Genomic DNA, 24521 nt, shown 5'->3' on the forward strand with positions numbered 1-24521 from the left:
GGCCGCCGGCGTCAGGCGACGCGTCGGAAGCCGACGAGCGCGACGTCGTCGTGCCGGTCGGGGTCGGTCACGGCATCGACGAGGGCGTCGAGGAGCTCGTCGAGGTCGGTGTCGGCCGCGATGTCGCGGAAGTGCTGCTCGGCGGTGCCCCGCAGCCGCTCCAGACCGATGTCGATGCCTTCGTCGCGACGCTCGACGAGCCCGTCGGTGTAGAGGAGCAGCACGTCACCGACGCCGAAGGGCAGAGTGACGACGGGGCGCGGCACGGTACCGAGGCCGTGCAGGGGTGAGCCGTCCTCGATGTAGCGCCCCTCGCCGCCACGGATCAGCAGGGGTGGCGGGTGACCGGCGACGGTCATCGACAGCGTGTCGGCGGCCGGGTCGAAGAGCACGTACACGGCCGAGGCCATCGGCGTGGGGGCTTCGACGGCCATGAGCCGGTCGACGGCGCGGGCGAGGGCGTCCGGCTCGGGGTGCTGGGTGGCGAGCACGCGGACCGCCGAGCGCATCCGGGAGCCGCCGAGGGCTGCGTCGACGCCGCGTCCCATGACGTCGCCGACGACGGCGACGAGCCGATCGTCCTCTAGAGCCGCGACGTCGTAGTAGTCACCCCCGATGTCGGTGCGTCCGGCCTGGCGGTAGACGGCGCCGAAGCCCCACCCCACGACGTCCGGCAGCTCCTGCGGCAGCAGCGTCGCCTGCAGCACGGCGGCAGTGCGGCGCGTCTGCGAGTAGAGGTCGGCGTTGTCGATGGCGAGCCCGGCGCGCCGGGCCAGGTCCTCGGCGAAGACGATGTCCTCGGGCGTGTAGCGCCGCCCGGACTCCGCGGAGACGAACGTCAGCACGCCGAGCACCCGATCGCGGGCCATCAGCGGTACCGACATCGCGCTCTGCAGGCCCAGCTCGCGGGCGATGCGCAGGTGCTCCTCGTCGCGCGCCGACGCCACGAGCATCTCGTCGGTGACAGCCTCGACGAGCAGGCTCTTTCGCGAGCGCACGACGTCAGCCACGCCGCCGGGGCGTTCGAGGTCGGGCGGCCACCGAGTCTCGAGCTCCTTGGCGAGCGCCACCTTGGCTGGGTCGATGTGGGCGACGGCCAGCGTGCGCAGCACCCCGTCGTCGACGAGCTGGACCGAGCACCAGTCGGCGTGCGTCGGGACGGCGAGGGAGGCGACCTGCCTGAGCGTCTCGCGGTAGTCGAGGCTGCCGGCGAGGGCCTGCGAGGCGTCGGCGAGGAACTCCAGCTGGGCCGAGCGCGAGGCGCTGCGCTCCTCGGCCTGCAGCCGGAGCATCGTCTGGGCGCACATCTCACCGAGGACGCCGAGGACCGAGAGCTCCTCGGGGTCGGGCGGGCCGACCCGTTCGTCGAAACGGAAGGCGACTGCACCGACGGCCTCGTGGGAGGCAGGATCCAGCAGGGGCAGCGTCACGCTCGAGCGCTCCGTACCGTCGTCCTCGATGTCGGGGTAGCACTCGAGCATCTCCTGGCGGCTCTCGACGACGACCGTCCGACCGAGCCGGACCGCGTCGGTCATGGGCATCGGGTGCGCGAGGTCGAACACCGCCCACCGCCGCGCGAGCCGGGCGCTCATCCCGTGGGTGCCGACCGTGCGCAGCCGACCGGGCCCGTCGCGCAGCGCGAAGACGGCCCGCGAGGCTCCGATGACCTCCGACGTGCGCTCGGTGACGATCTCGCTGAGGTCGTCCAGCGTCGTGGCCGCACCGAGACGTGCGGCGGTGCGCGCGAGCGCGGCCAGACGCGGGGCGACGCCGGTCGCGCCACGTGGGCCGCGGCGTGGCTCCGTCGCGCTCATGCGCACATCTTGGCAGTTGGCGGCGTCGTCGTCCCCGATACGGAGCGCCGGAGTGCCACCATGGTGGGGTGACCACGCCGACGGTGGACGGCGACACCGAGCTCGCCCGCCTCGACTTCGGCCCGGACGACCTGCGCCGGGTCCGCGAGGTCGTCCGGTCGATCACCGAGGACCGGGTCCCGGAACGCGTCGGCGACGCCGAGATGGCGGTGCACGAGGTCGCCGTGAACAGCATCGTCCACGGCGGCGGCCACGGGCAGCTGCGCATCGACGCTGTCGAAGAGTCGCTCGTCTTCACCGTCGAGGACGCCGACGGCACGGGCTCGACGCCAGTGGTGGGTCAGGCCGATCACACCTCGCTCAGCGGGCGTGGCCTGTGGATCGCCGAGTGCCTGACCGATCGCCTCGTCATCGAGTCGACGCCGGCGCGCACGACGGTGCGGCTGCACCTCGACCTGCCGCGTCGGTAGCCGGCGCGCTGGTCGCCCCCCGGCGCGGGTGGGCTCCGAGCACCAGGGGGCCGCAGGCAGCACGTGGTCCGAGGAGCCGGTGGTCTCAGACCCGCGGCCCCTCAGTAGATGACGTGGTCCGGCGTCGGCGACGTGTCGACGTCGATGACCTGGTCGAGTCTCGTGAGGCGCACCAGACGCAACGACACCCCGTCGCACACGAGCCGAAGCCTCGCGCCGGCCGCGCGGGCCCGGTGGTAGAGCCCGATGACGGCCCCGAGACCCGAGGAGTCGAGGAAGGTGACGTCGCGCAGGTCGACGACCACGGTCGAGCCCGGGGCCAGCGGGACCGAGTCGAACGCGACGCGCACGTCGGGCACGGTGTAGGTGTCGACCTCCCCGGCGAGGCGCACCAGGCTGCTGCCGTCTGTACTCGAGACCGAGACGTCCACCTGGCTCCTTCCCTCCCCGGGCTCTCCCACCGTAGGCCCGCGGACCGGTCGCCGTCACCGGTTACCGGGTGCCGTGTTGCCCCTCATGACCGTGACAGGCCGCGTTGTGACCCGAGTCACAGATCGGCGCAGACGTCAACGATCCCAGCGCGCCGCTCGTCGTCCTTGGGAGGGACGCTGCGCACGTCCCTTCTCGTCAACGAGGACGTGGACCGCCCCCGCAACCGGAATCCTGCCTGAGGACGATGACCCAGACCGCTCCCCCGACCACCCGCCCCTCCGTCGACGACACCGAGGTGCTCGCCGCCGACCGCACGACCGAGCCGCCGCTCGCCACGCGCGACGACGACTCCCCTCGCTCGCGGCTGCTCGACCTCTCACTGACCCAGATCCTCGGCGGCTCGCTGGCCGCCGCCACCGCGGCCGCCCTCGGCTCGCGGCTCGGCCTGCCCGGTACGATCGCCGGCGCCGCCATCGGCTCGGTCATCACCGCAGTCGCGGCGAACCTCTACACGAACTCGATGGCTCGCGCGCGTGAGGCGGTCGTGCTCGCCCGCGCGTACAACCGGGGCGCCGTCGAGTCGCGCCGTCCCGACTGGTGGCGCCTGCCGGACCGCACCGGCACGCGGCGGCTGCTCGCGACCACCGGCGCCCTCTTCGTGGTCGCCGCCGTGTTCCTCACCGGCGTCCAGCTGACCACGGGCGCCCAGGTGACGGGCACGACGATCGGCCGCAGTGCCGCCGCGGCGCCCGTCGTCGATGCCCCGTCGGGCTCCGGCGCGTCGGGAACGTCCGGCTCCTCGGGCACCGACGCGTCGCGGAACGCGTCGCATGCCGCGACGCCGACGAGCCCCTCCACGGGCACGCCGGCACCCGCGGCCACCACCGGTGCACCCGCGTCGGGTGCCGCGGCCGGAGCCACCGGCACGAGCACGGGCGGCTCGACCGCCACCTCCACCTCGGACGCGCCATCCACCGGAACTCCGACCGCACCGGCCGGCGGCAGCGACCCCCAGTCGAGCGGCACGCTGCCGGCCAACCCGGTGCAGCCGACGCCCTGACGCCGGGAGCCCCGCAGGGGCCGGACGATGCCGGACGAGGCCTCCCGCCCAAGCGGGGACGACCTCAGACGACGGTGAGCCCGACGTCGCCGGTGGACACGTCGGCCGTCTCGACGCGCACCCGGACCGAGTCGCCCGGGCGCGCCGTGCCGGTCGCCTTGGCCACGATCGCGAGGTCGATGAGCTGCACGACGACGCCCTTGCCGTTGACGTCGACGACGACCGCGTCGAGCACCGCGCCGAGGTGGCCCACGAGCTCAGCGGCCTCGACGGCGTCGGTGCAGGCCCGCTCGACCTGACCGGCTCGTCGGTCTGAGGCCGCCATGACCTCCGGAAGCGCGGCGAGTGCCTCACGGGCCCAGGCCGGGACGTCGGTGCCCGCCGACAGGGCCTCGCAGACGACGAGGCCGAAGCGGTCGACGAGCCGGCGCAACGGCGCCGTGACGTGCGCGTAGGGGTTGGCCACAGCGGCGTGGTCAGGCTGGTCGGGCACGGTTCCGTCGAAGGGTGTGTAGCCGGCACCGCGGAACAGCGCGGTCGCCTCGTGGATGAGGGCCAGGTGCCTGGGGTCGGCCCGGTCGAGGGTGCGCAGGAACTCGCCGTAGGCCAGCCCCTTCGGCCACGGGACGCCGGCCGCCGCGGCCTGGTGGCGGAACCGCGCGAGGTCGCGCTGGTCGGGGGTCGGCATGGTGCGCAGGATGCCGATCTTCCCGCGAAGCATGAGGTCGGCGGCGCCCATGCCCGTGAGCAGGGAGATCTGCGCGTTCCAGTCCTCGGAGGCCAACAGCGGGCGGAACGAGATGGTGAACCCGCCCGAGCCATCTTCCTGGACCTCCTGCTCGGGCATCGGCAGCGACGCCCCACCGCGCTTCCGCTCGAGAGCGATCCGCTTCTCGCCGACCTCCTTGAGCAGCATGAGCACCTCCTCGGCGGAGCCGGCGTCGACGGCCTGCTGCACCTCGGCGTAGTCGTAGCGCCGGACGCTGCGCACCCGGGCGCGGAAGACCTCGACCGCGGTGCCCTCACCGTCGGCGTCGAGCGTGATGTCCCAGACGAACGCCGGGCGCACCTGGTCGGGCAGCAGGCTCGCCGCCCCCTCGCTCAGCTCTTTCGGGTGCAGCAGCACCCGCTCGTCCGGGCAGTAGACGGTCTGGCCGCGTCGGCGGGCCTCGGTGTCGACCGCTCCCCCGGCCCGCACGAACGCCGGCACGTCGGCGATGGCGTAGCGCACTCGGAAACCGTCGCCGGCGCGCTCGATGTGCATCGCCTGGTCGAGGTCCATCGAGGACGGCGGGTCGATGGTGACGAACGGGACCGCGGTCTCGTCCCGCTCTGGCAGCTGCGCGGCCCCGGCCGCCGCCGCGGCCTCCGCCACGACGTCGGGCGGGAACGCGTCGGGCAGCTTCGCCTCGCGCCGGATCTCCCCGAACCGCGCGGTCAGTGCCTGGGCCGCGTCTCCCGGCGCCGGTGCCGGGTGGAAGACGATGTGTCTCGAGGGCATGGCGCCACCCTATGCACGCCCCGTCCCCAGCGGAGCCGACGCGCCAGCGGCCTCCGGCGCGGCGCGTCGCGAGAGGGGCGCGCGTGCACCACCCTGGAGTCCCTAGGCTGGCCCCCGTGCTCATCCTCCTGCCCCCGTCCGAGGGCAAGACCCCGGCCCGCCGGGGACGACCGCTCGACCTCGGCTCCCTGTCCTTCCCCGAGCTGACGCCGCTGCGCGAGGACGCCGTGCGCGCCGTCGCCGCCGTCAGCGCCGAGCCCGGGGCGCCCGAGGTCCTCGGTGTCAGCCCCAACCTCCACGAGGAGGTCGAGCGCAACACGCGTCTGTTCACCGGTCCGGCCCGCGTCGCCGCCGACGTGTACTCGGGCGTTCTCTACAAGGCCCTGGACCTGCCGAGCCTCGACGCCGCCGCCCGACGCCGCGCCCACCGCAGCATCGTCGTCATCTCCGCGCTCTTCGGTGCCGTGCGCCTCACCGACCGCATCCCGGCCTATCGGGTCCACGTCTGCGCGCACGTCCCCGGCATCGGTGTCCTCGACAGGGTGTGGCGCCCGCACCTCGCCCCAGTCCTCGAGCGCGCCGCCGGCGAGCGCGGCCTCGTCGTCGACTGCCGCTCCACGACGTACGCCGCGATGTGGCGGCCCCCGGCCCACATCGCCCGTCGCACGGTCCACGTCACCGTCCCGGCCGCGTCGCACATGGCCAAGCACACCCGTGGCCTGGTCACCCGCGACCTCGTCGGCCGCGAGGCACCCCGCACTCCCGAGGCGCTGGCCGACGCGCTGTCCGAGCGGTTCACCGTGACCCTCACCCCTCCCGAACGTCCCGGCAAGGCGTGGCAGCTGGCCGCCACCGCGAAGGACTGATGCCGTGCTCGACCTCGCGCAGCTCGTCGACCGGGTGGCCCCGATCCTCGTCTTCCTGGTGGCCATCACGCTCGTCGCCGAGCTCTGCGACCAGGCCGGTCTCTTCGACGAGGCCGCCCACTGGGCCGCGCGCCTGGCCCGCGGCCGGGTCGCCGCGCTGTGGCTGCTCGTCGTCGCCCTGGCCGTGGTCTCCACCGTCGTGCTCAGCCTCGACACGACGGCCGTGCTGCTCACCCCGGTGGCCGTGACCGTGGCCAGGCAGGTCGGGGCGCCGCCCCTGCCCTTCGCGATGACCACCCTCTGGCTGGCCAACACCGCCTCGCTCCTGCTGCCGGTGTCGAACCTCACCAACCTGCTGTCCCTGCACCCGTTCGCCGAGCTCGGCGTCTCGACGTTGGGCTACATCCGGCTCCTCGCGCCACCCGCCGTCGTCGCAGTGGTCGGCACGATGGGCGTGCTGTGGCTGCTGCACCGCACCCAGCTCCGCGGCCGCTACGAAGCGCCGCCCCGGGCCGAGCCGCACGACCACCTCCTCATGGTGATCACCGCGTGGACGTGCGGGGCCTTGGCCGTCGCGTTCGTCGCCGGGCTCCAGCCGGCCCTCGCCTCGGTCCCCGCGGCCCTCTTCCTCCTCGCCGCGACGTACTGGCGCGCCCCCGAGCTGCTGCGCCGCATCAAGCTGCCGTGGCTCACCGTCATGGGCATCTGCGTGCTGTTCCTCGCCGTCGACGCCGCCCTGCGCGCCGGGCTCGAGGACTGGCTGCAGACGCTCGTCGGCGAGGGGACGGGCGTGACGGCGCTGCTGCGCATCAGTGGCCTCGGCGCGCTCGCGGCCAACGGGATCAACAACCTGCCGGCCTACCTCGCACTCGAGCCGACCGTCACCGACGCCCCGGCCCGCCTTGCGGCCCTGCTCGTCGGCGTCAACACCGGCCCGCTCGTCACGATGTGGGGTTCGGTGGCGACGCTGCTGTGGGCCCAGCGGTGCCGCTCGGCCGGGCTCACCGTCGACGCGGGACGCGTGGCCCGCACCGGCCTGCTGTGCGCGGTCGTGGTCGTCGGCGCCGCGACCCTGACGCTCGCCGCCACCTGAGCCTCCCCCGCCGGGGCGGACGGGATCGCCGGATCATGTCCGATGCGGGCGAGCGCGTTCGTGGGGTAGGTATGGACGCGGACCCGTCAGGCCCGCACGTACCGAAGGAGCAGTCGTGGCCGAGTACCTCATCTACTTCAACCAGCAGTGGGTCGGAGACCACAGCGAGGACTGGTTCCGCAGCCGCGGGCCCCTCGCCCGGGCGGTCACGGAGCAGATGAAGGAGGCCGGCGTCTACGTGTTCGCCGCAGGTCTCGAGGAGGAGGACGGCCCGGTCTTTCACGCCGACCCCACCGGTACGGGGGTGGTCGTCAGCGACGGCCCCTACGTCGAGACCAAGGAGTTCCTCGGCGGCTTCGCGATCGTCGACGTGCCGGACGACGAGACCGCCAAGATGTGGGCGGGCCGGGTCGCCGAGGGGTGCGGATGGCCTCACGAGGTGCGCCGTTTCAAGCCCGGGGCCGGACGCAGTCAGGCCTAGGCTTGGCCCGTGCCCACGGGATTCGACGACGACTGGTCGGCGACCGTGTGCGCCCTCCTCGACCGGCTGTTCCTCAGCGCCTCCGCGGGCTTCTCGCGCACCGCGCCCGCGCAGCCGAGTGACGGCGTCGTCGCGGACATGCTGTGGGAGGCCGAGCCGCTGCGGTTCGCCGAGCGCTACCCCGACAGCGGGGTCGTCGAGTCGTACGGGGGCCAGTGGCCGCCGCCGTGCATCGACTACTGGGTGTACGTCGACGTCCCGACGCGCCGCGCTGTGCTGTCGGTCGAGGGGTGGAGCGGTGAGCCTGCACCGATCGAGCTGTCGGGGCGTGGAGCCGTCGACGCCGGTCGCCTCGCCGCGGTCCTCGGGGGGATCCTGTCCGTCGCCACCGAGGACTGAGCGCGTCCATCGGCCCCTCGCGCCGGCCCTCCGTGCGACGCCGTCAGCCGAGGGCGCGGCCAAGGTCGGCGACGAGGTCGCGGACGTCCTCGAGGCCGACCGAGACGCGCAGGACCCCGTCGGTGATGCCGACCGCGGCGCGGGCCTCCGGCGTCAGCCGTCGGTGGGTCGTCGTGGCCGGGTGCGTGATGAGCGACTTGGAGTCGCCGAGGTTGTTGGAGATGTCGATGACCTCGAAGGCGTTCATGAGCGCGAAGGCCTCGTCCTTGCCGCCGTCGAGCTCGAACGTCACGACCGTGCCGGCCGCCAGCATCTGGCGCTTGGCGAGCTCGTGCTGCGGGTGGGACGGAAGGAACGGGTGCACGACGCGCGTCACACGCGGGTGCGACTCGAGGAACCGGGCCACCTCGAGGGCGCTGGCCGCCATCCGCTCGACGCGCAGCGACATCGTCTCCAGGCCCTTGACGAGGACCCACGCGTTGAACGGCGACATCGACGGGCCGGTGTGCCGCATGAGGTTCTGCACCGGGCCGTCGACGAACTCCTTGGGCCCGAGCACCGCACCGCCGAGCACGCGGCCCTGGCCGTCGATGTGCTTGGTCGCGGAGTAGACGACGATGTCGGCGCCGTGCTCGAGCGGCTTGCTGAACACCGGCGTGCCGAAGACGTTGTCGACGACGACCTTCGCGCCGGCGGCGTGGGCCAGCTCGCTGACCGTGGCGATGTCGACGAGCTCCTGCATCGGGTTGCTCGGCGTCTCGAAGAAGACCGCCGTCGTCGGCTCGGACAGCGCCTCGCGCCACTGGTCGAGGTCGGGCCCGTCGACGAAGACCGTCTCGACGCCCCACCTGGGGAGGATCTCGTCGAGGATGACGAAGCACGAGCCGAAGAGGGCACGCGAGGACACGACGCGGTCACCCTTGCCGAGCAGTGCCGCGAGTGCCACGAAGACCGCCGACATTCCCGAGCCGGTGGCGAAGCACGCGTCGGCACCCTCGATCTGTCGCAGCCGCTCCTCGAACATCGAGACGGTCGGGTTGCCGTAGCGGGAGTAGACGAAGCGGTCGACGTCGCCCTTGAACGCGGCCTCGGCGTCCTCGGCGGTGTCGTAGACGAACCCCGAGGTCAGGTAGAGGCCCTCGGACGTCTCCTCGAAACCGCTGCGGGACAGGCCCGCCCGCACCGCGAGGGTGTCGGGCCGCCAGCCGTGCGTGGTGTCGGTGCGGGTGCCGGTGTCGCTCATCCCTGCACCCACGGCAGGCCCGCGACCTTCCAGCCGGAGACGGCGCGGTGGCGCTGCGCGTCGTGCGGGCCCTCGAAGCCCTCGAGGACGTTGCGCGACTGCGCCCAGCCGGCTGCGGTCGCGGCCTCGGCGGCGCTCACGGAACGCACGCCCGAGCGGCACAGGAAGTAGACGGGCTGATCCTTGCCGACGCCGGCCTCGGCCAGCTCGTCGACGAAGCGCTCGTTGACCCGGCCGTCGGGGTAGGACTGCCACTCGACGAGAACGACGTCCTTGCCGACCTGGCCGAGGTCGGGCAGGCCGACGTAGGACCACTCCGCACTCGTACGCACGTCGACGAGCACCGCTGCGGGCTCGTCGCGCAGGGCCGCCCAGGCCTGCTCGGGGGTCACGTCACCGGCATAGCTCATGCAGCGAATATCGCACAGCGTCCGTCAGGCGAGATGGTCGGTCCGATTGGTGAAAGCCACCGACGCCGAGCCGTCCTCCCAGACCTCGACGGCCGACAGGCTCCCGGGCGCGGTCGCCAGCGCCCAGAACCGCTCCGTCGGCGTCGCGAGCACGTCGCCGAGCACCGACAGCACCCCGCGGCGGGACGTGACGAGCACGACGGTGCCGCCCTCGGCGACGAGTCCCCGGTACGCGTCACGGACCCGGGCGTCGACGCCCTCACCGGGCGCGGTGCCGGCCCACGCGTCGGTCGTGTCGACGGACGCGTCGAGCCCCGCGGCGACCGACTCGGCCAGGGCGGCGGCCGGCGGTTCGGCCGAGCCGAGGACCCGGGCGTCGTCCTCGACGAGCCGCTGCACGGCGCGCACGATGCGCGGACCGACGCTCTCGTCGTAGGGCACCTGGACGAGCAGGAGGCGCAACGGGCGCACCGACACGCCACCGGGCGCGTGCAACGACTCCGACGAGGCTACGGCGCCGGCGGCGTCGGCCGCGTCTGCGAGCACGACGGACGCGTCAGCATCGTCGCCGCCCTCGCCGCCCTCGAGGACGCGGCGGACGCTCTTGCCGTCCATCGCGTCGTTGCTCAGGGCGTCGGCCGCCTTGTTCTTCTCGCGCGGCACCCACTCGAACTGAACGGAGCCGCCCGCGTCGGCGATGCGGCGCACCACCTCGCGTGCCTCGAGCGCCAGGCGACGCATGTCCTCGTGCTTGATCTTCCAGCGGCCGGACATCTGCTCGACGACGAGCTTGGAGTCCAGCCTCGCGACGACGTGCGGCCCGGTGGCGAGCTCGGCGGCGGCCGTCAGCCCCGCGACGAGCCCGGAGTACTCGGCCACGTTGTTGCTCTGCTGGCCGAGCGGCTCGGCCAGCTCGACGAGGACCGCCCCCGTCGCGGCGTCGCGGACGAGGGCGCCGTAGCCGGCGACGCCGGGGTTGCCCCGCGACCCGCCGTCGGCCTCGACGACGAGGCGGCGTCCGGACGCCGAGGCCCCGGTCATGCGCTGCGCTCCGGACCGGTCACAGGCCTGACTCGGCAGTGCGCACCATGATGCGGCGGCACTCCTCGCAGCGGATGATCTCGTCCTGCGGGGTGCTGCGGATGCGGTCGATGTCGACCGGGTTGAGCTCGAGGCGGCAGCCGCCGCACCGCCGGTGCTGCAGGGCCGCCGCGGCCAGGCCACCGCTCGACGCACGGATCTTCTCGTACAGGCTGACGAGGTCATCGCCCACGCCCGCCACGATGTCGGCGCGCCCGGACCCGACCTTCACGGCCTCGGCGTCGAGCTCGGCGAGCTTCGCGTCACGCTCGGACTCGAGGCGGGTCAGGTGCTCAGCCAGCTCGGCATGGCGGTTCTGGAGCTCGGTGACGCGGGCCGAACGCGACTCCGCACGCTCCATGACCTCGAGCTCGACGTCCTCGAGCTCGGCCTGGCGGCGGGCGAGAGAGGTCAGCTCGTGCTGGAGGGCCTGCAGGTCCTTGGCCGAGCCCTGCCCGGAGTCGAGCCGGGCCTGGTCGCGGGCGGCGCGGTCGCGGACGAGCTGGACGTCCTGCTCGGACTTCGTCAGCTCGCGCTGGACGTCGTCGGCCGCCGTACGGGCATTGACGACGTCGGTCTCGAGGGCCCCGACCTCACGACGTGCCACGTCGACGGCCGCGAGCTGGGGCAGGTTCGCCTTGGCGTGCGCGATCTGGTCGAGACGCGTGTCGATGGCCTGCAGGTCGAGCAGGCGCCACTGGCGGGACGGGTCGGCTTTCAGGACGCACCTCCGGGGTCGGTCCGGTCGCGGGCAGGGCCCGGCTCGGGTTGGGCTCGGTTGGCACCGACGACGAAGGTCCACGGCTCGGTGCGCACGCTCGAGAGTCTGCCCACGACCCTAGTCGGTTCCGCGCCCGGGGTCGGGTCCTCCCCCAGCGCCTCGAGCACGCGCTCGCGGGCGCTGGCCAGCCACAGCGACTCGGTGGCCCAGTGACCGGCGTCGACGAGGTAGGGCGTGCCGTCGCGCGCCTCCTCGCGCGCCTCGAGCACCGGGTGGTGGCGCAGGTCGGCCGTGACGAACACGTCGGCGCCCGACGCGCGTGCGGCGTCGAAGAGGTCGTCGCCGGAGCCGCCCATGACGGCGACGCGGTGCACGACGGCGTCGGGCTGGCCGCTGACCCGCATCCCGCCGGCCGTTGCCGGCAGCGCGTCGGCCAGCGCCTCGGCGAAGTCCCGCAGCGGCACCGCCGCGGGGAGCTCCCCGACCCGACCTGCCGGGCGACCGCCGATCTCCGTCAACGGGAGCTGGCTCGTCAGGCCCAGCGCGTCCGCGAGCACGGTCGACACACCGGGGTCGGCGACGTCGGCGTTGGTGTGCGCGACGTAGAGCGCGACCCCGCCGGCGAGCAGCGCCGTGACGGACGCGCCCTTGGCCGTGGTCGTGGCCACCGAGTGGACGCCGCGCAGCAGGAGCGGGTGGTGGGTGACGAGCAGGTCGGCCTCGCAGCGCACCGCCTCGTCGATGACGGCGAGGGTCGGGTCGAGGGCGAAGAGGATCGTGCGGACCGGTTGGTCGGGGTCGCCGGCGACGAGACCGACGCGGTCCCAGTCGGCCGCGGTCTCGGGCGGGTACAGGGACTCGAGGACCGCGACGACGTCGCGAAGCGTCACGTCAACCACGTGGGCCCGGCCGGGATCGAACCGACGACACCCGCGGTGTAAACGCGGTGCTCTACCAGCTGAGCTACAGGCCCCTTCCCGCCGGTGCGCTCGGCGTCCGGTCGGGCGGCCGACAGCCTAGCGGGCCGACGCGCTCGACGCGTCCGCGGCGCGCAGGCGCGCGAGCGCCGCCCGGTAGTCGCGGAAGTCGCGGCCCTGGCCGATGCCACGCACCTCCGACCACACGACCCGACCGGCGCGGTCGAGCAGGAACGTGCCGCGCAGCGCGAAGCCGTCCTCGTCGCTGAAGACCCCGTAGCTGCGGGCGACCTCGCCGTGCGGCCAGAAGTCGGACAGCAGCGGGAAGAAGTGTCCCTCGGCGTCGGCCCACGTGCGCAGGGTGTACATCGAGTCGCACGACACGGCGAACACCTGGATGTCGTCGGTCTGGAAGTCCTCGAGGCCATCGCGGATCTCGCGCAGCTCGCCCCGGCAGATGCCCGAGAAGGCCGCGGGGTAGAACACGACGACCGCGTTCTGCCGCCCACGGACCGACGACAGGCTGACGTCGACGCCGTACTGGTCGACCAGCGTGAAGTCGGGGGCGAGGTCGCCGACGACGGGCTGGGCGGACGCGTGGAGCGAGGGCGCGTTCGTCATGCCCACGAGTGTCGCACCTCGCGCGGACGCCCGCTGCCACGCCCGCGGACACCCCTACGGGTAACGGCAGGGATGTCGGCACCGTTCGTCCCGGGGACGGGTGCACGCGTCAGCGGCGCGGCCCCTTCGGGGGCATGAGGCGCGAGGCGGTCCAGTTCGTCGCGACGTTGACCTGACCGCCCGTCACGAGGCCCGCCGTGGAGGCGGCCTCCTCGACGACGGCGGCATCGACGTGGCCGGACCGGCCGGCCTTCGGGGTCAGCAGCACGACGAAGCCCTGGTCGAAGAGCTTGGTCAGGGCATCGACCATGAGGTCGACGAGGTCCTCGTCGCCCTCGCGGTACCAGACGATGACGCCGTCGGCTCCGTCGTTGAACTCCTCGTCCTCGAGCTCGGTTCCGATGACGTCCTCGACCTCGAACCGCAGGTCGTCGTCGACGTCGTCGTCATAGCCGAACTCCTGGATGACCTGCCCTTTGGCAAATCCGAGCTTGCTGAGGGACGCCGCACCCGCGGTCGCGCTCACTGTCACCGGTCCTCTCCGTCGGGGGCCCGAGCAGTCCGCTCGGGCCGGGTCGTTCGTGTGGTGCTGGCAGGTGCCTGCCGCGTCGCGCCGGGTGGGCGGGCGACGGCGCCGGGTACCAGTCCACCGGTTCCGACGGTACCGCGCAAGGTGTGACGGACGGGCCCAACGCCGTACAACACGCGTCGGTGTCCCACTGCCGGACCCGAGTGTGACGGCTACCACGCTTTGGTGGAGGATGGATGGGAGCAGCGCCCCGACCACCCGGTCCGAGGGCGCCGCGACGCGACGAGAAAGGACCCACGACGTGGCTTCCGAGGCCGGCCCGATCCTCAACGGCATCCCCAGTCAGCTCCCGGACATCGATCCCGAGGAGACCCAGGAGTGGCTCGACTCGCTCGACGCCGTCCTGGACGAGAAGGGCCGCACGCGGGCGCGCTACATCATGCTCAAGCTCATCGAGCGGGCCCGCCAGCAGCAGGTCGGGGTGCCGTCCCTGACGGCCACCGACTACATCAACACCATCCCGCCGGAGCGTGAGCCGTGGTTCCCCGGCGACGAGGAGGTGGAGCGCGAGTTCCGCCGCTACATCCGCTGGAACGCCGCGGTCATGGTGCACCGCGCCCAGCGTCCTGGCATCGGCGTCGGTGGGCACATCTCGACGTACGCGAGCGCCGCGACGCTCTACGAGGTGGGCATGAACCACTTCTTCCGCGGCAAGGACCACGAGGGCGGCGGCGACCAGGTCTACTTCCAGGGCCACGCCTCCCCCGGCATGTACGCCCGCAGCTTCCTCGAGGGCCACCTGAGCGAGGCCGACCTCGACGGCTTCCGCCAGGAGAAGAGCCACCTCGTCGACGGCAAGATCCGCGCCGTCCCGTCCTACCCCCACCCGCGCCTCATGCCCGACTACTGGGAGTTCCCGACGGTGTCGATGGGCATCGGCCCGATGAACGCCATCTACCAGGCCCAGTTCAACAAGTACCTGCACAACCGCGGCATCAAGGACACCAGCCAGCAGGACGTCTGGGCCTTCCTCGGCGACGGCGAGATGGACGAGCCCGAGTCGCGCGGCCTGCTCCAGCTCGCGGCCAACGAGGAGCTCGACAACCTCACCTTCGTCGTCAACTGCAACCTGCAGCGTCTCGACGGCCCGGTCCGCGGCAACGGCAAGATCATCCAGGAGCTCGAGGCGTTCTTCCGCGGCGCGGGCTGGAACGTCATCAAGGTCGTCTGGGGCCGCGGCTGGGACCCGCTCCTCGCCGGCGACCGCGACGGCGCGCTCGTGCACCTGATGAACTCCACGAGCGACGGCGACTACCAGACCTTCCGCGCCAACGACGGCAAGTACGTCCGCGACCACTTCTTCGGCCGCGACCCGCGCACCGCCAAGATGGTCGAGAGCTGGACCGACGACCAGGTCTGGTGGGACCTCAAGCGCGGCGGCCACGACTACCGCAAGGTCTACGCGGCCTACCAGGCGGCCCGCGAGCACACCGGCCAGCCGACCGTCATCCTCGCCAAGACGATCAAGGGCTACAGCCTCGGCTCGCACTTCGCCGGCCGCAACGCCACGCACCAGATGAAGAAGATGACGCTGGACGACCTCAAGGCCTTCCGCGACAGCCTCCGCATCCCGATCTCCGACGAGCAGCTCGAGGCCAACCCCTACCAGCCGCCGTACTACCACCCCGGGCCCGACAACGACGTCGTCAAGTACTCGGTCGACCGCCGCGCCAAGCTCGGCGGCACGCTGCCGAGCCGACGCGTCAAGTTCGAGGCCGTCAAGCTGCCCGGCGACGAGGCCTACGCCCAGGTCAAGAAGGGCTCGGGCAAGCAGGAGGTGGCCACGACGATGGCGTTCGTCCGCCTGCTCAAGGACCTCCTGCGCGACAAGGAGTTCGGCAAGCGGATCGTGCCGATCATCCCCGACGAGGCGCGCACCTTCGGCATGGACGCGTTCTTCCCGACGATCAAGATCTACAACCCGAACGGGCAGAACTACACGCCGGTCGACGCCGAGCTCATGCTCGCCTACCGCGAGAACACCCAGGGCCAGATCCTGCACCTCGGCATCAACGAGGCGGGCTCGCTCGCCGCGTTCACGGCCGCCGGCACGTCGTACGCGACGCACGGCCAGCCGATGGTCCCGATCTACGTCTTCTACTCGATGTTCGGCTTCCAGCGCACCGGCGACTCGATCTGGGCCGCTGCCGACCAGATGAGCCGCGGCTTCCTCATCGGCGCCACGGCCGGTCGCACCACGCTGACCGGCGAGGGCCTGCAGCACGCCGACGGCCACAGCCCGCTGCTGGCGTCGACCAACCCGGCGGTCGTGCACTACGACCCGGCCTACGCCTACGAGATCGCGCACATCATGCAGGACGGCCTGCGCCGGATGTACGGCGAGGGACTGACTCCCGAGGAGTCCAACCTCATCTACTACCTGACCGTCTACAACGAGCCGATCCAGCAGCCGGCCGAGCCGGCCGACGTCGACGTCGAGGGCATCCTCAAGGGCATGCACCGCATCTCCGCGGCCAACACGGAGGGCTGGCAGCACACGCCGGCGCGGGCCCAGATCCTCGGCTCGGGCGTCGGGGTGCCGTGGGCGCTCGAGGCCCAGCAGCTGCTGGCCGACGACTGGGGCGTGGCCGCCGACGTCTGGTCGGTCACCTCGTGGAACGAGCTGCGCCGCGACGGCCTCGCCGCCGACGAGCAGGAGTTCCTGTCCCCCGACGCCGAGAAGCGCGTCCCGTGGGTCACCCAGTGCCTCGAGGGCACCGAGGGCCCGGTCGTCGGCGTGTCCGACTACATGCGGGCCGTCCAGGACCAGATCCGCGAGTGGGTCCCCGGCACGTACGCGACGCTCGGAGCCGACGGGTTCGGCTTCTCCGACACCCGCCCGGCCGCCCGCCGCTTCTTCCACATCGACGGCCCCTCGGTCGCGGTGCGCACGCTGCAGCTGCTGGCCAGGGAGGGCAGGATCGACGCCGACATCCCGGCCAAGGCCGCGGACAAGTACCGCCTCGACGACGTCACCGCCGGCACCTCCGGCAACGCCGGCGGCGAGAGCTGACGCTCCCTCGCTGACGGACACTGACCCACACCGACCGACTGACCGACACTGACCGACGCCGGTGGCCCGGCCCCACGCGAGGGGGCCGGGCCACCCGCATGTCCGGGCCCGATGTCCGGCGGCCCCGCCGACGGACGACCGTTGGTGCGCGTCAGCCCCACCGTGCGGCGTGTCGAGCCGCGTGTCGGAGCTCTGGCGTGACCAAGGGTCGTCGGTGGGCGGCCATCCAGAACGCCGATTGGATAGGTATACGCGACTGTGCATATACTTGCAATCGTGTCCAAGGTACTGACCTCCCTCCCTGTCGGTGAACGCGTCGGCATCGCCTTCTCCGGCGGCCTCGACACCTCGGTGGCCGTCGCGTGGATGCGTGAGAAGGGCGCGGTGCCCTGCACGTACACGGCCGACCTCGGCCAGTACGACGAGCCCGACATCGCCTCCGTCCCGGGCCGCGCCGGCCAGTACGGCGCCGAGATCAGCCGGCTCGTCGACTGCCGCCAGGCGCTCGTCGAGGAGGGCCTGTCGGCCATCGCGTGCGGCGCCTTCCACATCCGCAGCGGCGGCAAGACGTACTTCAACACGACGCCGCTCGGCCGCGTCGTCACCGGCACGCTCCTCGTGAGGGCCATGCAGGAGGACGGCGTCTCCATCTGGGGCGACGGCTCGACCTTCAAGGGCAACGACATCGAGCGGTTCTACCGCTACGGCCTGCTCGCCAACCCGCAGCTGCGCATCTACAAGCCGTGGCTGGACGCCGACTTCGTCACCGAGCTCGGCGGACGGCACGAGATGTCCGAGTGGCTCACCGCCCGCGACCTGCCCTACCGCGCCTCCGCGGAGAAGGCCTACTCGACCGACGCCAACATCTGGGGCGCCACGCACGAGGCCAAGACCCTCGAGTTCCTCGACGAGTCGATGGAGGTCGTCGAGCCGATCATGGGCGTCCGGTTCTGGGACCCCGCCGTGGCCGTCGAGACCGAGGACGTCACCGTCCGCTGGGAGCGCGGCCGCCCGGTCGCCGTCAACGGCGTCACGTTCGAGGACCCCGTGGCCCTCGTCATGGAGGCCAACGCCATCGGTGGCCGCCACGGCCTCGGCATGAGCGACCAGATCGAGAACCGCATCATCGAGGCCAAGTCACGGGGCATCTACGAGGCGCCGGCCATGGCGCTGCTCCACCTCACCTACGAGCGTCTCCTCAACGCCATCCACAACGAGGACACCGTCGCCGCCTACCACGCCGAGGGTCGGCGCCTGGGCCGCCTTCTCTACGAAGGCCGCTGGCTCGACCCGCAGTCGCTCATGCTCCGCGAGTCGCTCCAGCGCTGGGTCGCGAGCGCGGTCACCGGCGAGGTGACGCTGCGCCTGAGGCGCGGCGACGACTGGTCGGTCGTCAACACGACCGGCCCGGCGTTCAGCTACCACCCGGAGAAGCTGTCGATGGAGCGCACCGAGGACGCCGCGTTCGGCCCGGTCGACCGCATCGGCCAGCTGACGATGCGCAACCTCGACATCGCCGACTCGCGGGCCAAGCTCGAGCTGTACGCGTCGCAGGGCCTGCTCGGGTCCGAGGCCACCGACCTCGTCGGCGAGCTCGCCCCCGGCGGCGCCCAGGCCATCGCGGCCAACCCGGCCGCGGCGGACGTCGACGAGCAGGACGACGCCCTCGACCGCGCCGCCATGGAGTTCGGCACCGACTGACATCTTCACCCGACGCCCCGCGCGGCCAACCCCACCCGGTCGGCCGCGCGGGGCGTTGCTCGTCCCGGTAGGGTCGGCGGCCATGCAGCCGATGGACTCGATGACCGACCGCGACACCGTGGACGCCCAGTACGCCCGCACCGACAACCTGCGGACGCGGCGCGACGTGTGGGGCCCAGGCCCGGAGGGCGTCTCCCCCACCGAGGTGCTGCTCAGCTCGGTCATCGCGGCGCGCCCGACCAGGGTCATCGAGATCGGCTGCGGCACAGGTCACTTCGCGCGGTCGGTCCTCGACGCGCTGCCGGAGGTCGACTACCTGGCCACCGACATCTCGGCCGCGATGGTCGAGGCAACCTCCGCACTGGGCGTTCCAGCGCGTCAGCTGCCGGGCGACGTGCTCCCCTTCGCCGACGATGCCTTCGACGGTGCCGTCGCGGCGTGGATGCTCTACCACGTGCCCGACCTCGACGGCACCCTCGCCGAGCTGCGGCGCGTGCTGCGCGACGGCGGACGGCTCAGCGTTGCCACAAACGGTGAGGAGCACCTCGCCGACCTGTTCCGTGAGGCCGGCGGCGGCCCCCACGTCACCCAGTTCACCGCCGAGAGCGCCGAGGACACGCTGTCACGCCACTTCCAGCACGTGTCTCGCCGCGACGTCGAGACCCGCGCGACGTTCCCCGACCACGCAGCTGCCGTCGCGTACCTCTCCACGTTCGCACCCGACCTCGCGGCCGCCCTTCCGCCGTTCGAGGGCCCGCGCGCCTACGCCGGGCGGTCGTGCATCCTCACGGCGCACTGACGTCGCGATGCCACGCGTCGGGCACCGACGCGTCACCCCCTTTGTGAGCGCCGTACAAAGCACGGGCGCCGGCGCGTCCTAGGCTGACGCCGTGACCGACCGCCCCGTGCAGCCGAGCGACGCCACGACGCGCACCGTCGAACGTAGCGCCGGCGAGCTGTCGACGCTCGCCGCGCGCCGGATGGAGGAGAACCTCGGCTGGTACCGACGCCTGTCGGCCGAGGAGCGCTCGCAGGTGGGCCTCGTCGCGCAGGCGGGCATCTCGCAGTTCATCGCGTGGTTCCGGTCCGAGGGCCACGCGCCGTCGGCGATCTCGATCTTCTCCAACGCGCCCCAGGAGCTGACCCGGTCGGTCAGCCTGCGCCAGACCCTCGACCTCGTGCGCACCGTCGTCGACGTCGTCGAGTCGCACGTCGAGAGCCTCGCCGGCCCGGGCGACGAGCAGCTGCTGCGCGAGTCGGTGCTGCGGTTCTCCCGGGACATCGCCTTCGCCGCCGCAGAGGTGTACGCGGGCGCGGCCGAGGCCCGTGGCGCCTGGGACGCCCGGCTCGAGGCGCTCGTCGTCGACGCCGTGCTCCGTGGCGAGGCCGACGAGTCGATGCAGTCGCGGGCCACGGCCCTCGGCTGGGGCGAGGTGTCGCACGTGACGTTCGTCGTCGGGACGACGCCGGAGGCCCGCGCCAGCACCGTACCGGCGGTCGACGAGCTGCGCCGGGCGGTGCGCAAGGAAGGCGTCGAGGCCCTCGTGCTCGTGCAGCGCACCCGGCTCATCGCCGTCGTCGGCGGCACGCGCGAGCCACTGGCCGTCGTCGGGTCCGTCGTCGACCGGTTCGGCCCCGGCCCCGTCGTGGTCGGGCCCACGGTGCCCCACCTGTTCGCCGCGGGACGCTCGGCGCGCGCCGCCCTGAGCGGCCTCTCCGCGGCGTCGGCCTGGCCCGACGCCCCCCGCGTCGTCGAGTCCGACGCCCTCCTTCCCGAGCGCGCTCTGGCCGGGGACGCCAGCGCGCGACGCATCCTCGTCGAACGGATCCACCGACCGCTGCGCGGCCCGCAGCAGGCGCCGCTGCTCGACACCGCGACCGCCTACCTCGAGAACGGCGGCAGCCTCGAGGCCACCGCACGCACCCTCTTCGTGCACCCCAACACGGTGCGGTACCGCCTCGGGCGGATCAGCGACGCCACGGGCTACGACCTGACGACGCCCCGGGAGGCGTGGGCGGCCCGGGTCGCGCTCGCGCTCGGCCGGCTGGCCTGACCGCGCGCGGGCGACGTAGCCTCGGGAACGGCGCCTGCTCGACCGAACGCTCGTTCTCCCTTGGAGGTATCCTCCAAACAATCGCGGCCGAGTTGGTGACATTCGGTGGCGAGGTCCTGACCGGTAACCGGGAAGTGTTGGACACGTGCTAGCGATCGTCTGCCCTGGACAGGGCTCCCAGACCCCCGGCTTCCTCTCCCCGTGGCTCGAGCTGCCGGGCCAGCGCGACCTGCTCGCCTCCCTGGGTGAGGCCGCCGGCACCGACCTCGTCGCGCACGGCACCGAGTCCGACGCCGAGACGATCAAGGACACCGCCGTCGCCCAGCCGCTCATCGTCGGCGCGGGCCTCACGACGCTCGCCGCCCTTCTCGACGGCGCGACGCTCCCCGCGTCCACCGTCGTCGCCGGCCACTCCGTCGGTGAGTTCACGGCGGCCGCCGCCACCGGCGTCCTCGCGCCCACCGAGGCGATGTCGCTCGTCAGCGTCCGCGGCCGCGCCATGGCCGAGGCCAGCGCCGCCACCCCCACCGGCATGGCCGCCGTCCTCGGCGGCGACCCCGACGAGGTGCTCGCCGCCCTCGAGCGCCACGGCCTGACCCCCGCGAACATGAACGGCGCCGGTCAGGTCGTCGCCGCCGGCACCCTCGAGCAGGTCGCCGCGCTCGCCGAGGACGCCCCCGCCAAGGCCCGCATCATCCCGCTCCAGGTCGCCGGTGCCTTCCACACCCAGCACATGGCGCCGGCCGTCGAGGCCCTCGCGGCCCGCGCCGCCGACGTCACGCCGGCCGACGCGTCGGTGACGCTGCTGTCCAACGCCGACGGCACCGCCGTGGCCTCGGGCACCGACGCGCTCGCGCGCCTCGTGAGCCAGGTGAGCAACCCGGTGCGCTGGGACCTCTGCATGGAGACGCTCCTGTCCCTCGGCGTCACGGGTCTCGTCGAGCTCGCCCCGGCCGGCACCCTCGTCGGTCTCGCCAAGCGTGCCATGCGCGGCGTCGAGACCCTCGCCCTCAAGACGCCCGACGACCTCGAGGCCGCGCGCCGGATGATCTCCGAGCACGGTGCCGCCGCGTCCAGCACCCCGGACGCCACCTCGGACACCGGCGCGTCCGCGTCCTGACCCTCACCCCCGCGACCACTAAGAAGGCACCGTGACCACCCCATCCGGCACCGCACCGCAGCCCAAGGGCACCGGCACCCTCGTCGACACCGGGGCCGCCCGTCACTCCCGCATCCTCGGCGTCGGCGCCTACCGCCCGGCCCGCGTCGTCATGAACGCCGAGATCGTCGACAAGATCGACTCGAGCGACGAGTGGATCCGCGAGCGCTCCGGCATCGTCAGCCGCCACTTCGCGGCGCCCGACGAGAGCGTCATCGACATGTCGGAGCACGCGGCCCGCCAGGCCCTCGAGCACGCGGGTGTCTCGCCCGAACAGATCGGCTTCGTCCTCGTCGCGACCGTGACCCACCCGTACCAGACGCCCGCCTCGGCCCCCGAGCTCGCGGCGCGCCTCGGGTCGACGGCCCCGGCCCTCGACATCTCGGCGGCCTGCGCCGGCTACTGCTACGGCGTCGCGATGGCCAGCGACATGGTCAAGGGCGGCTCCGCCGACTACGTCCTCGTCGTCGGCGTCGAGAAGCTCAGCGACTTCACCGATCCCTACGACCGCGGCAGCGCCTTCATCTTCGGCGACGGCGCGGGCGCCTGCGTCGTCGGCCCGAGCGACACCCCGGGCATCGGCCCGACGGTGTGGGGCTCCGACGGCACCCAGCGCGACGCCATCACCCAGAAGCAGGCGTGGACCGACCTGCGCGAGTCGTGGCAGGACTCGCAGGCCGACAAGAACACGTGGCCCGCGATCGGCATGGCCGGCCAGACGGTGTTCCGGTGGGCGGTCTGGGGCATGGCCCCGGTCGCGCAGCAGGCCATCGACAAGGCCGGCATCAAGGCCGACGACCTCGACGCCTTCATCCCCCACCAGGCGAACATCCGCATCATCGACGCGATGGTCAAGCAGCTCAAGCTGCCCGCCGACATCCCGGTGGCCCGCGACATCGTCACGACAGCCAACACCTCGGCCGCCTCGATCCCGATCGCGACGACGCGCATGCTCGCCGAGCAGGAGATCCCGAGCGGCGGCCTCGCGCTGCAGATCGGTTTCGGCGCGGGCCTCGTCTACGCGGCCCAGGTCGTCGTCCTTCCCTGACACCAGCTCCCGCCGGTCCCGACGGGTCATTCGGGCCAACGGAACGACACGGATCCCAACCACAAGGAGCAGACAGATGGCTCAGTCCGAGCAGGAGATCCTCGAGGGTCTTGCCGAGATCGTCAACGAGGAGACGGGCCTCGACACCGAGTCCGTCGAGATGGACAAGTCCTTCACCGAGGACCTCGACATCGACTCCCTCTCGATGATGACGATCGTCGTCAACGCCGAGGAGAAGTTCGGCGTGCGCATCCCGGACAGCGAGGTCAAGAACCTCAAGACCGTCCGTGACGCCGTCACGTACATCTCGGGCGCCCAGTCCTGACCCGAACGGGCCTGACGCGGACGGCCGGTCGGGAGACCGCCGGCCGACCCGCACGACCCGCTCCCGGGAGCCGCGTCGTGGCCGGGCCGACGACCTCGGCCCGGCCACGACGGCCGGCGCGACCCGCAGCATCAGCACCACCCGATCACCCCCGAACCACCCCGCACCACGCGCAGCACAGCCCGACCGCACCGGCCGGCCCCTCACGCACCATCCGCACACCCTGACTCGACAGGAGCACGTCACATGACCTCCAATCGCGACCAACGCGTCGTGGTCACCGGTCTCGGCGCCACGACGCCCCTCGGCGGCACGGCCCCCGAGACCTGGGAGGCCCTGCTCGCGGGGCGTTCCGGCGCCCGCCCGATGGACTACGACTGGGTCGCCAAGTACGAGCTCCCGGTGACCTTCGCGGCCACCATCGCGACGCCTCCCGTCGAGGTCCTCGCCAAGGTCGAGACCCGCCGCCTCGACCCGTCGAGCCAGTACGCCCTCATCGCGGCCCGCGAGGCGTGGGCCGACGCCGGCGCCCCCGAGATCGACCCGGAGCGGCTCGGCGCCGCCATCGGCTCGGGCATCGGCGGCGTGTGGACCCTGCTCGACCAGTGGGACGTGCTCAAGGAGAAGGGCCCCCGACGCGTCTACCCGCTCGCGGTCCCGATGCTCATGCCGAACGGCCCGGCCGCGGCCGTGTCGCTCGACCTCGGCGCCCGGGCCGGCGCGCACACCACCGTCAGCGCCTGCGCATCGGGCGCCGAGAGCATGGGCTACGCCATCGACATGATCCGTACCGGCCGCGCCGACGTCGTCGTCGCGGGTGGCACCGAGGCCGCCGTGCACGCCCTGCCCATCGCCGGCTTCGCGGCCATGCAGGCCCTGTCGACGCGCAACGACGAGCCGGAGAAGGCCTCGCGCCCCTACGACACGGGTCGTGACGGCTTCGTGCTCGGCGAGGGTGCTGCGGTCATCGTCCTCGAGTCCGAGGAGCACGCCCGTGCGCGTGGCGCCCGCATCTACGCCGAGCTCGCCAGCGTCGGCATGTCCGCCGACGCCCACCACATCACGGCCCCCGAGCCCAACGGCTCGGGTGCGGCGCGCGCCATGAAGTACGCCGTCGAGCGGGCCGACCTGTCGATGTCCGACATCATCCACATCAACGCGCACGCCACGTCGACGCCGGTCGGTGACGTCGCCGAGTACAACGCCATCAAGCGGGCGTTCGGCGACCACACCGACAACCTCTCGGTCACGGCGACGAAGTCGATGACCGGCCACCTGCTCGGTGCCGCCGGCGCGCTCGAGGCCGTCATCACGATCCAGTCGATCCACAACCGACTCGTCCCGGCGACGATCAACCTCGACGACCAGGACCCCGAGATCCCGCTCAACGTCGTCACCGGCCAGGCGCAGAAGCTGCCCGACGGCGACATCGCCGCCCTGAACAACTCGTTCGGTTTCGGCGGCCACAACGTCGCCCTCGCGATCCGCAGCATCTGACGCGTCCCCCGCGAGGAAGTGCCCACT

Annotated in this window: 24 protein-coding genes and 1 tRNA gene; 14 read left to right on the plus strand and 11 right to left on the minus strand. The window is 72.7% G+C overall.

All coding sequences use genetic code 11. The features are described 5' to 3' along the window. Positions 1-11: 11 nt before the first annotated feature. Entirely contained in the window at positions 12-1814 is a 1803-nt protein-coding gene (locus AC3A5R_RS00695) for a GAF domain-containing SpoIIE family protein phosphatase (RefSeq protein WP_487618870.1), read from the minus strand. A 68-nt stretch (positions 1815-1882) separates the two neighbouring features. Between AC3A5R_RS00695 and AC3A5R_RS00700 the strand changes: the two genes are divergently transcribed. Beyond that, positions 1883-2284 carry an ATP-binding protein gene (locus AC3A5R_RS00700; protein WP_487618871.1) on the plus strand — a complete coding sequence of 134 codons (402 nt, stop codon included), beginning with the start codon at positions 1883-1885 and terminating at the stop codon, positions 2282-2284. A gap of 101 nt (positions 2285-2385) precedes the next feature. On the opposite strand, the gene AC3A5R_RS00705 is transcribed toward AC3A5R_RS00700, so the two are convergent. Then, on the minus strand, positions 2386-2715 hold the full coding sequence (locus AC3A5R_RS00705; RefSeq protein WP_487618872.1) for an STAS domain-containing protein: 330 nt from the start codon (positions 2713-2715) through the stop codon (positions 2386-2388). Between the two features lie 245 nt (positions 2716-2960). On the opposite strand from AC3A5R_RS00705, the gene AC3A5R_RS00710 reads away from it, so the two are divergent. Beyond that, complete coding sequence (locus tag AC3A5R_RS00710) at positions 2961-3776, plus strand: hypothetical protein (RefSeq protein WP_487618873.1); 816 nt, start codon at positions 2961-2963, stop codon at positions 3774-3776. Positions 3777-3840: 64 nt separating this feature from the next. Here the strand turns inward: AC3A5R_RS00710 and AC3A5R_RS00715 are convergent, their stop codons facing one another. After that, positions 3841-5277, minus strand: a complete 1437-nt coding sequence (locus tag AC3A5R_RS00715; protein ID WP_487618874.1) for an RNB domain-containing ribonuclease — start codon at positions 5275-5277, stop codon at positions 3841-3843. 116 nt (positions 5278-5393) lie between these two features. Here AC3A5R_RS00715 and AC3A5R_RS00720 point away from each other — a divergent pair, with 116 nt between their 5' ends. From AC3A5R_RS00720 to AC3A5R_RS00735, 4 genes are all read left to right on the plus strand, one after another. Further along, the gene (locus AC3A5R_RS00720) at positions 5394-6143 is read left to right on the plus strand and encodes a YaaA family protein (RefSeq protein ID WP_487618875.1); all 750 of its coding nucleotides are present in this window, start codon (positions 5394-5396) and stop codon (positions 6141-6143) included. Between the two features lie 4 nt (positions 6144-6147). Further along, positions 6148-7236, plus strand: a complete 1089-nt coding sequence (locus tag AC3A5R_RS00725; RefSeq protein WP_487618876.1) for an ArsB/NhaD family transporter — start codon at positions 6148-6150, stop codon at positions 7234-7236. Between the two features lie 115 nt (positions 7237-7351). Further along, positions 7352-7717 (plus strand): YciI family protein, encoded by a 366-nt coding sequence (locus AC3A5R_RS00730; protein WP_487618877.1) that lies wholly within the window; start codon positions 7352-7354, stop codon positions 7715-7717. Between the two features lie 9 nt (positions 7718-7726). After that, positions 7727-8116 carry a hypothetical protein gene (locus AC3A5R_RS00735; RefSeq protein ID WP_487618878.1) on the plus strand — a complete coding sequence of 130 codons (390 nt, stop codon included), beginning with the start codon at positions 7727-7729 and terminating at the stop codon, positions 8114-8116. Between the two features lie 43 nt (positions 8117-8159). Here AC3A5R_RS00735 and AC3A5R_RS00740 read toward each other — a convergent pair whose 3' ends face one another. The 8 genes from AC3A5R_RS00740 to AC3A5R_RS00775 form a co-directional block, all read right to left on the minus strand. Next, a complete protein-coding gene (locus AC3A5R_RS00740) occupies positions 8160-9359 on the minus strand; it encodes an O-succinylhomoserine sulfhydrylase (RefSeq protein WP_487618879.1) in 1200 nt (399 codons plus the stop codon). Continuing rightward, positions 9356-9769, minus strand: coding sequence for a rhodanese-like domain-containing protein (locus AC3A5R_RS00745; protein WP_487618880.1), 414 nt, complete (start codon positions 9767-9769; stop codon positions 9356-9358). Before AC3A5R_RS00745 ends, AC3A5R_RS00740 begins: the two co-directional genes overlap by 4 nt. 24 nt (positions 9770-9793) lie before the next feature. Then, positions 9794-10810 (minus strand): reverse transcriptase-like protein, encoded by a 1017-nt coding sequence (locus AC3A5R_RS00750; RefSeq protein WP_487618881.1) that lies wholly within the window; start codon positions 10808-10810, stop codon positions 9794-9796. Between the two features lie 19 nt (positions 10811-10829). Then, complete coding sequence (locus tag AC3A5R_RS00755) at positions 10830-11570, minus strand: zinc ribbon domain-containing protein (RefSeq protein WP_487620093.1); 741 nt, start codon at positions 11568-11570, stop codon at positions 10830-10832. Continuing rightward, entirely contained in the window at positions 11567-12469 is a 903-nt protein-coding gene (locus AC3A5R_RS00760) for a Nif3-like dinuclear metal center hexameric protein (RefSeq protein WP_487618882.1), read from the minus strand. Before AC3A5R_RS00760 ends, AC3A5R_RS00755 begins: the two co-directional genes overlap by 4 nt. Before the next feature lies 1 nt (position 12470). After that, positions 12471-12543, minus strand: a tRNA-Val gene (locus AC3A5R_RS00765). A gap of 43 nt (positions 12544-12586) precedes the next feature. Continuing rightward, a complete protein-coding gene (locus tag AC3A5R_RS00770) occupies positions 12587-13108 on the minus strand; it encodes a peroxiredoxin (protein WP_487618883.1) in 522 nt (173 codons plus the stop codon). 109 nt (positions 13109-13217) lie between these two features. After that, complete coding sequence (locus AC3A5R_RS00775) at positions 13218-13634, minus strand: DUF3052 domain-containing protein (protein WP_487618884.1); 417 nt, start codon at positions 13632-13634, stop codon at positions 13218-13220. Between the two features lie 304 nt (positions 13635-13938). On the opposite strand from AC3A5R_RS00775, the gene aceE reads away from it, so the two are divergent. The 8 genes from aceE (at position 13939) to fabF (ending at position 24494) form a co-directional block, all read left to right on the plus strand. Further along, positions 13939-16710 carry a pyruvate dehydrogenase (acetyl-transferring), homodimeric type gene (gene aceE, locus AC3A5R_RS00780; RefSeq protein ID WP_487618885.1) on the plus strand — a complete coding sequence of 924 codons (2772 nt, stop codon included), beginning with the start codon at positions 13939-13941 and terminating at the stop codon, positions 16708-16710. Between the two features lie 276 nt (positions 16711-16986). After that, the gene (gene argG / locus AC3A5R_RS00785) at positions 16987-18411 is read left to right on the plus strand and encodes an argininosuccinate synthase (protein WP_487618886.1); all 1425 of its coding nucleotides are present in this window, start codon (positions 16987-16989) and stop codon (positions 18409-18411) included. An 82-nt stretch (positions 18412-18493) separates the two neighbouring features. Next, entirely contained in the window at positions 18494-19210 is a 717-nt protein-coding gene (locus tag AC3A5R_RS00790; RefSeq protein ID WP_487618887.1) for a class I SAM-dependent methyltransferase, read from the plus strand. Positions 19211-19301: 91 nt separating this feature from the next. After that, positions 19302-20465 carry a PucR family transcriptional regulator gene (locus AC3A5R_RS00795; RefSeq protein WP_487618888.1) on the plus strand — a complete coding sequence of 388 codons (1164 nt, stop codon included), beginning with the start codon at positions 19302-19304 and terminating at the stop codon, positions 20463-20465. Positions 20466-20610: 145 nt separating this feature from the next. Then, on the plus strand, positions 20611-21585 hold the full coding sequence (locus AC3A5R_RS00800; RefSeq protein WP_487618889.1) for an ACP S-malonyltransferase: 975 nt from the start codon (positions 20611-20613) through the stop codon (positions 21583-21585). 31 nt (positions 21586-21616) lie between these two features. Further along, a complete protein-coding gene (locus tag AC3A5R_RS00805) occupies positions 21617-22672 on the plus strand; it encodes a beta-ketoacyl-ACP synthase III (protein WP_487618890.1) in 1056 nt (351 codons plus the stop codon). A gap of 76 nt (positions 22673-22748) precedes the next feature. Then, positions 22749-22997 carry an acyl carrier protein gene (locus tag AC3A5R_RS00810; protein WP_076260936.1) on the plus strand — a complete coding sequence of 83 codons (249 nt, stop codon included), beginning with the start codon at positions 22749-22751 and terminating at the stop codon, positions 22995-22997. A 246-nt stretch (positions 22998-23243) separates the two neighbouring features. Then, positions 23244-24494 (plus strand): beta-ketoacyl-ACP synthase II, encoded by a 1251-nt coding sequence (gene fabF / locus AC3A5R_RS00815; RefSeq protein ID WP_487618891.1) that lies wholly within the window; start codon positions 23244-23246, stop codon positions 24492-24494. Positions 24495-24521: the final 27 nt, after the last annotated feature.

This window comes from Intrasporangium sp. Soil_C_50 (genome assembly GCF_057656595.1).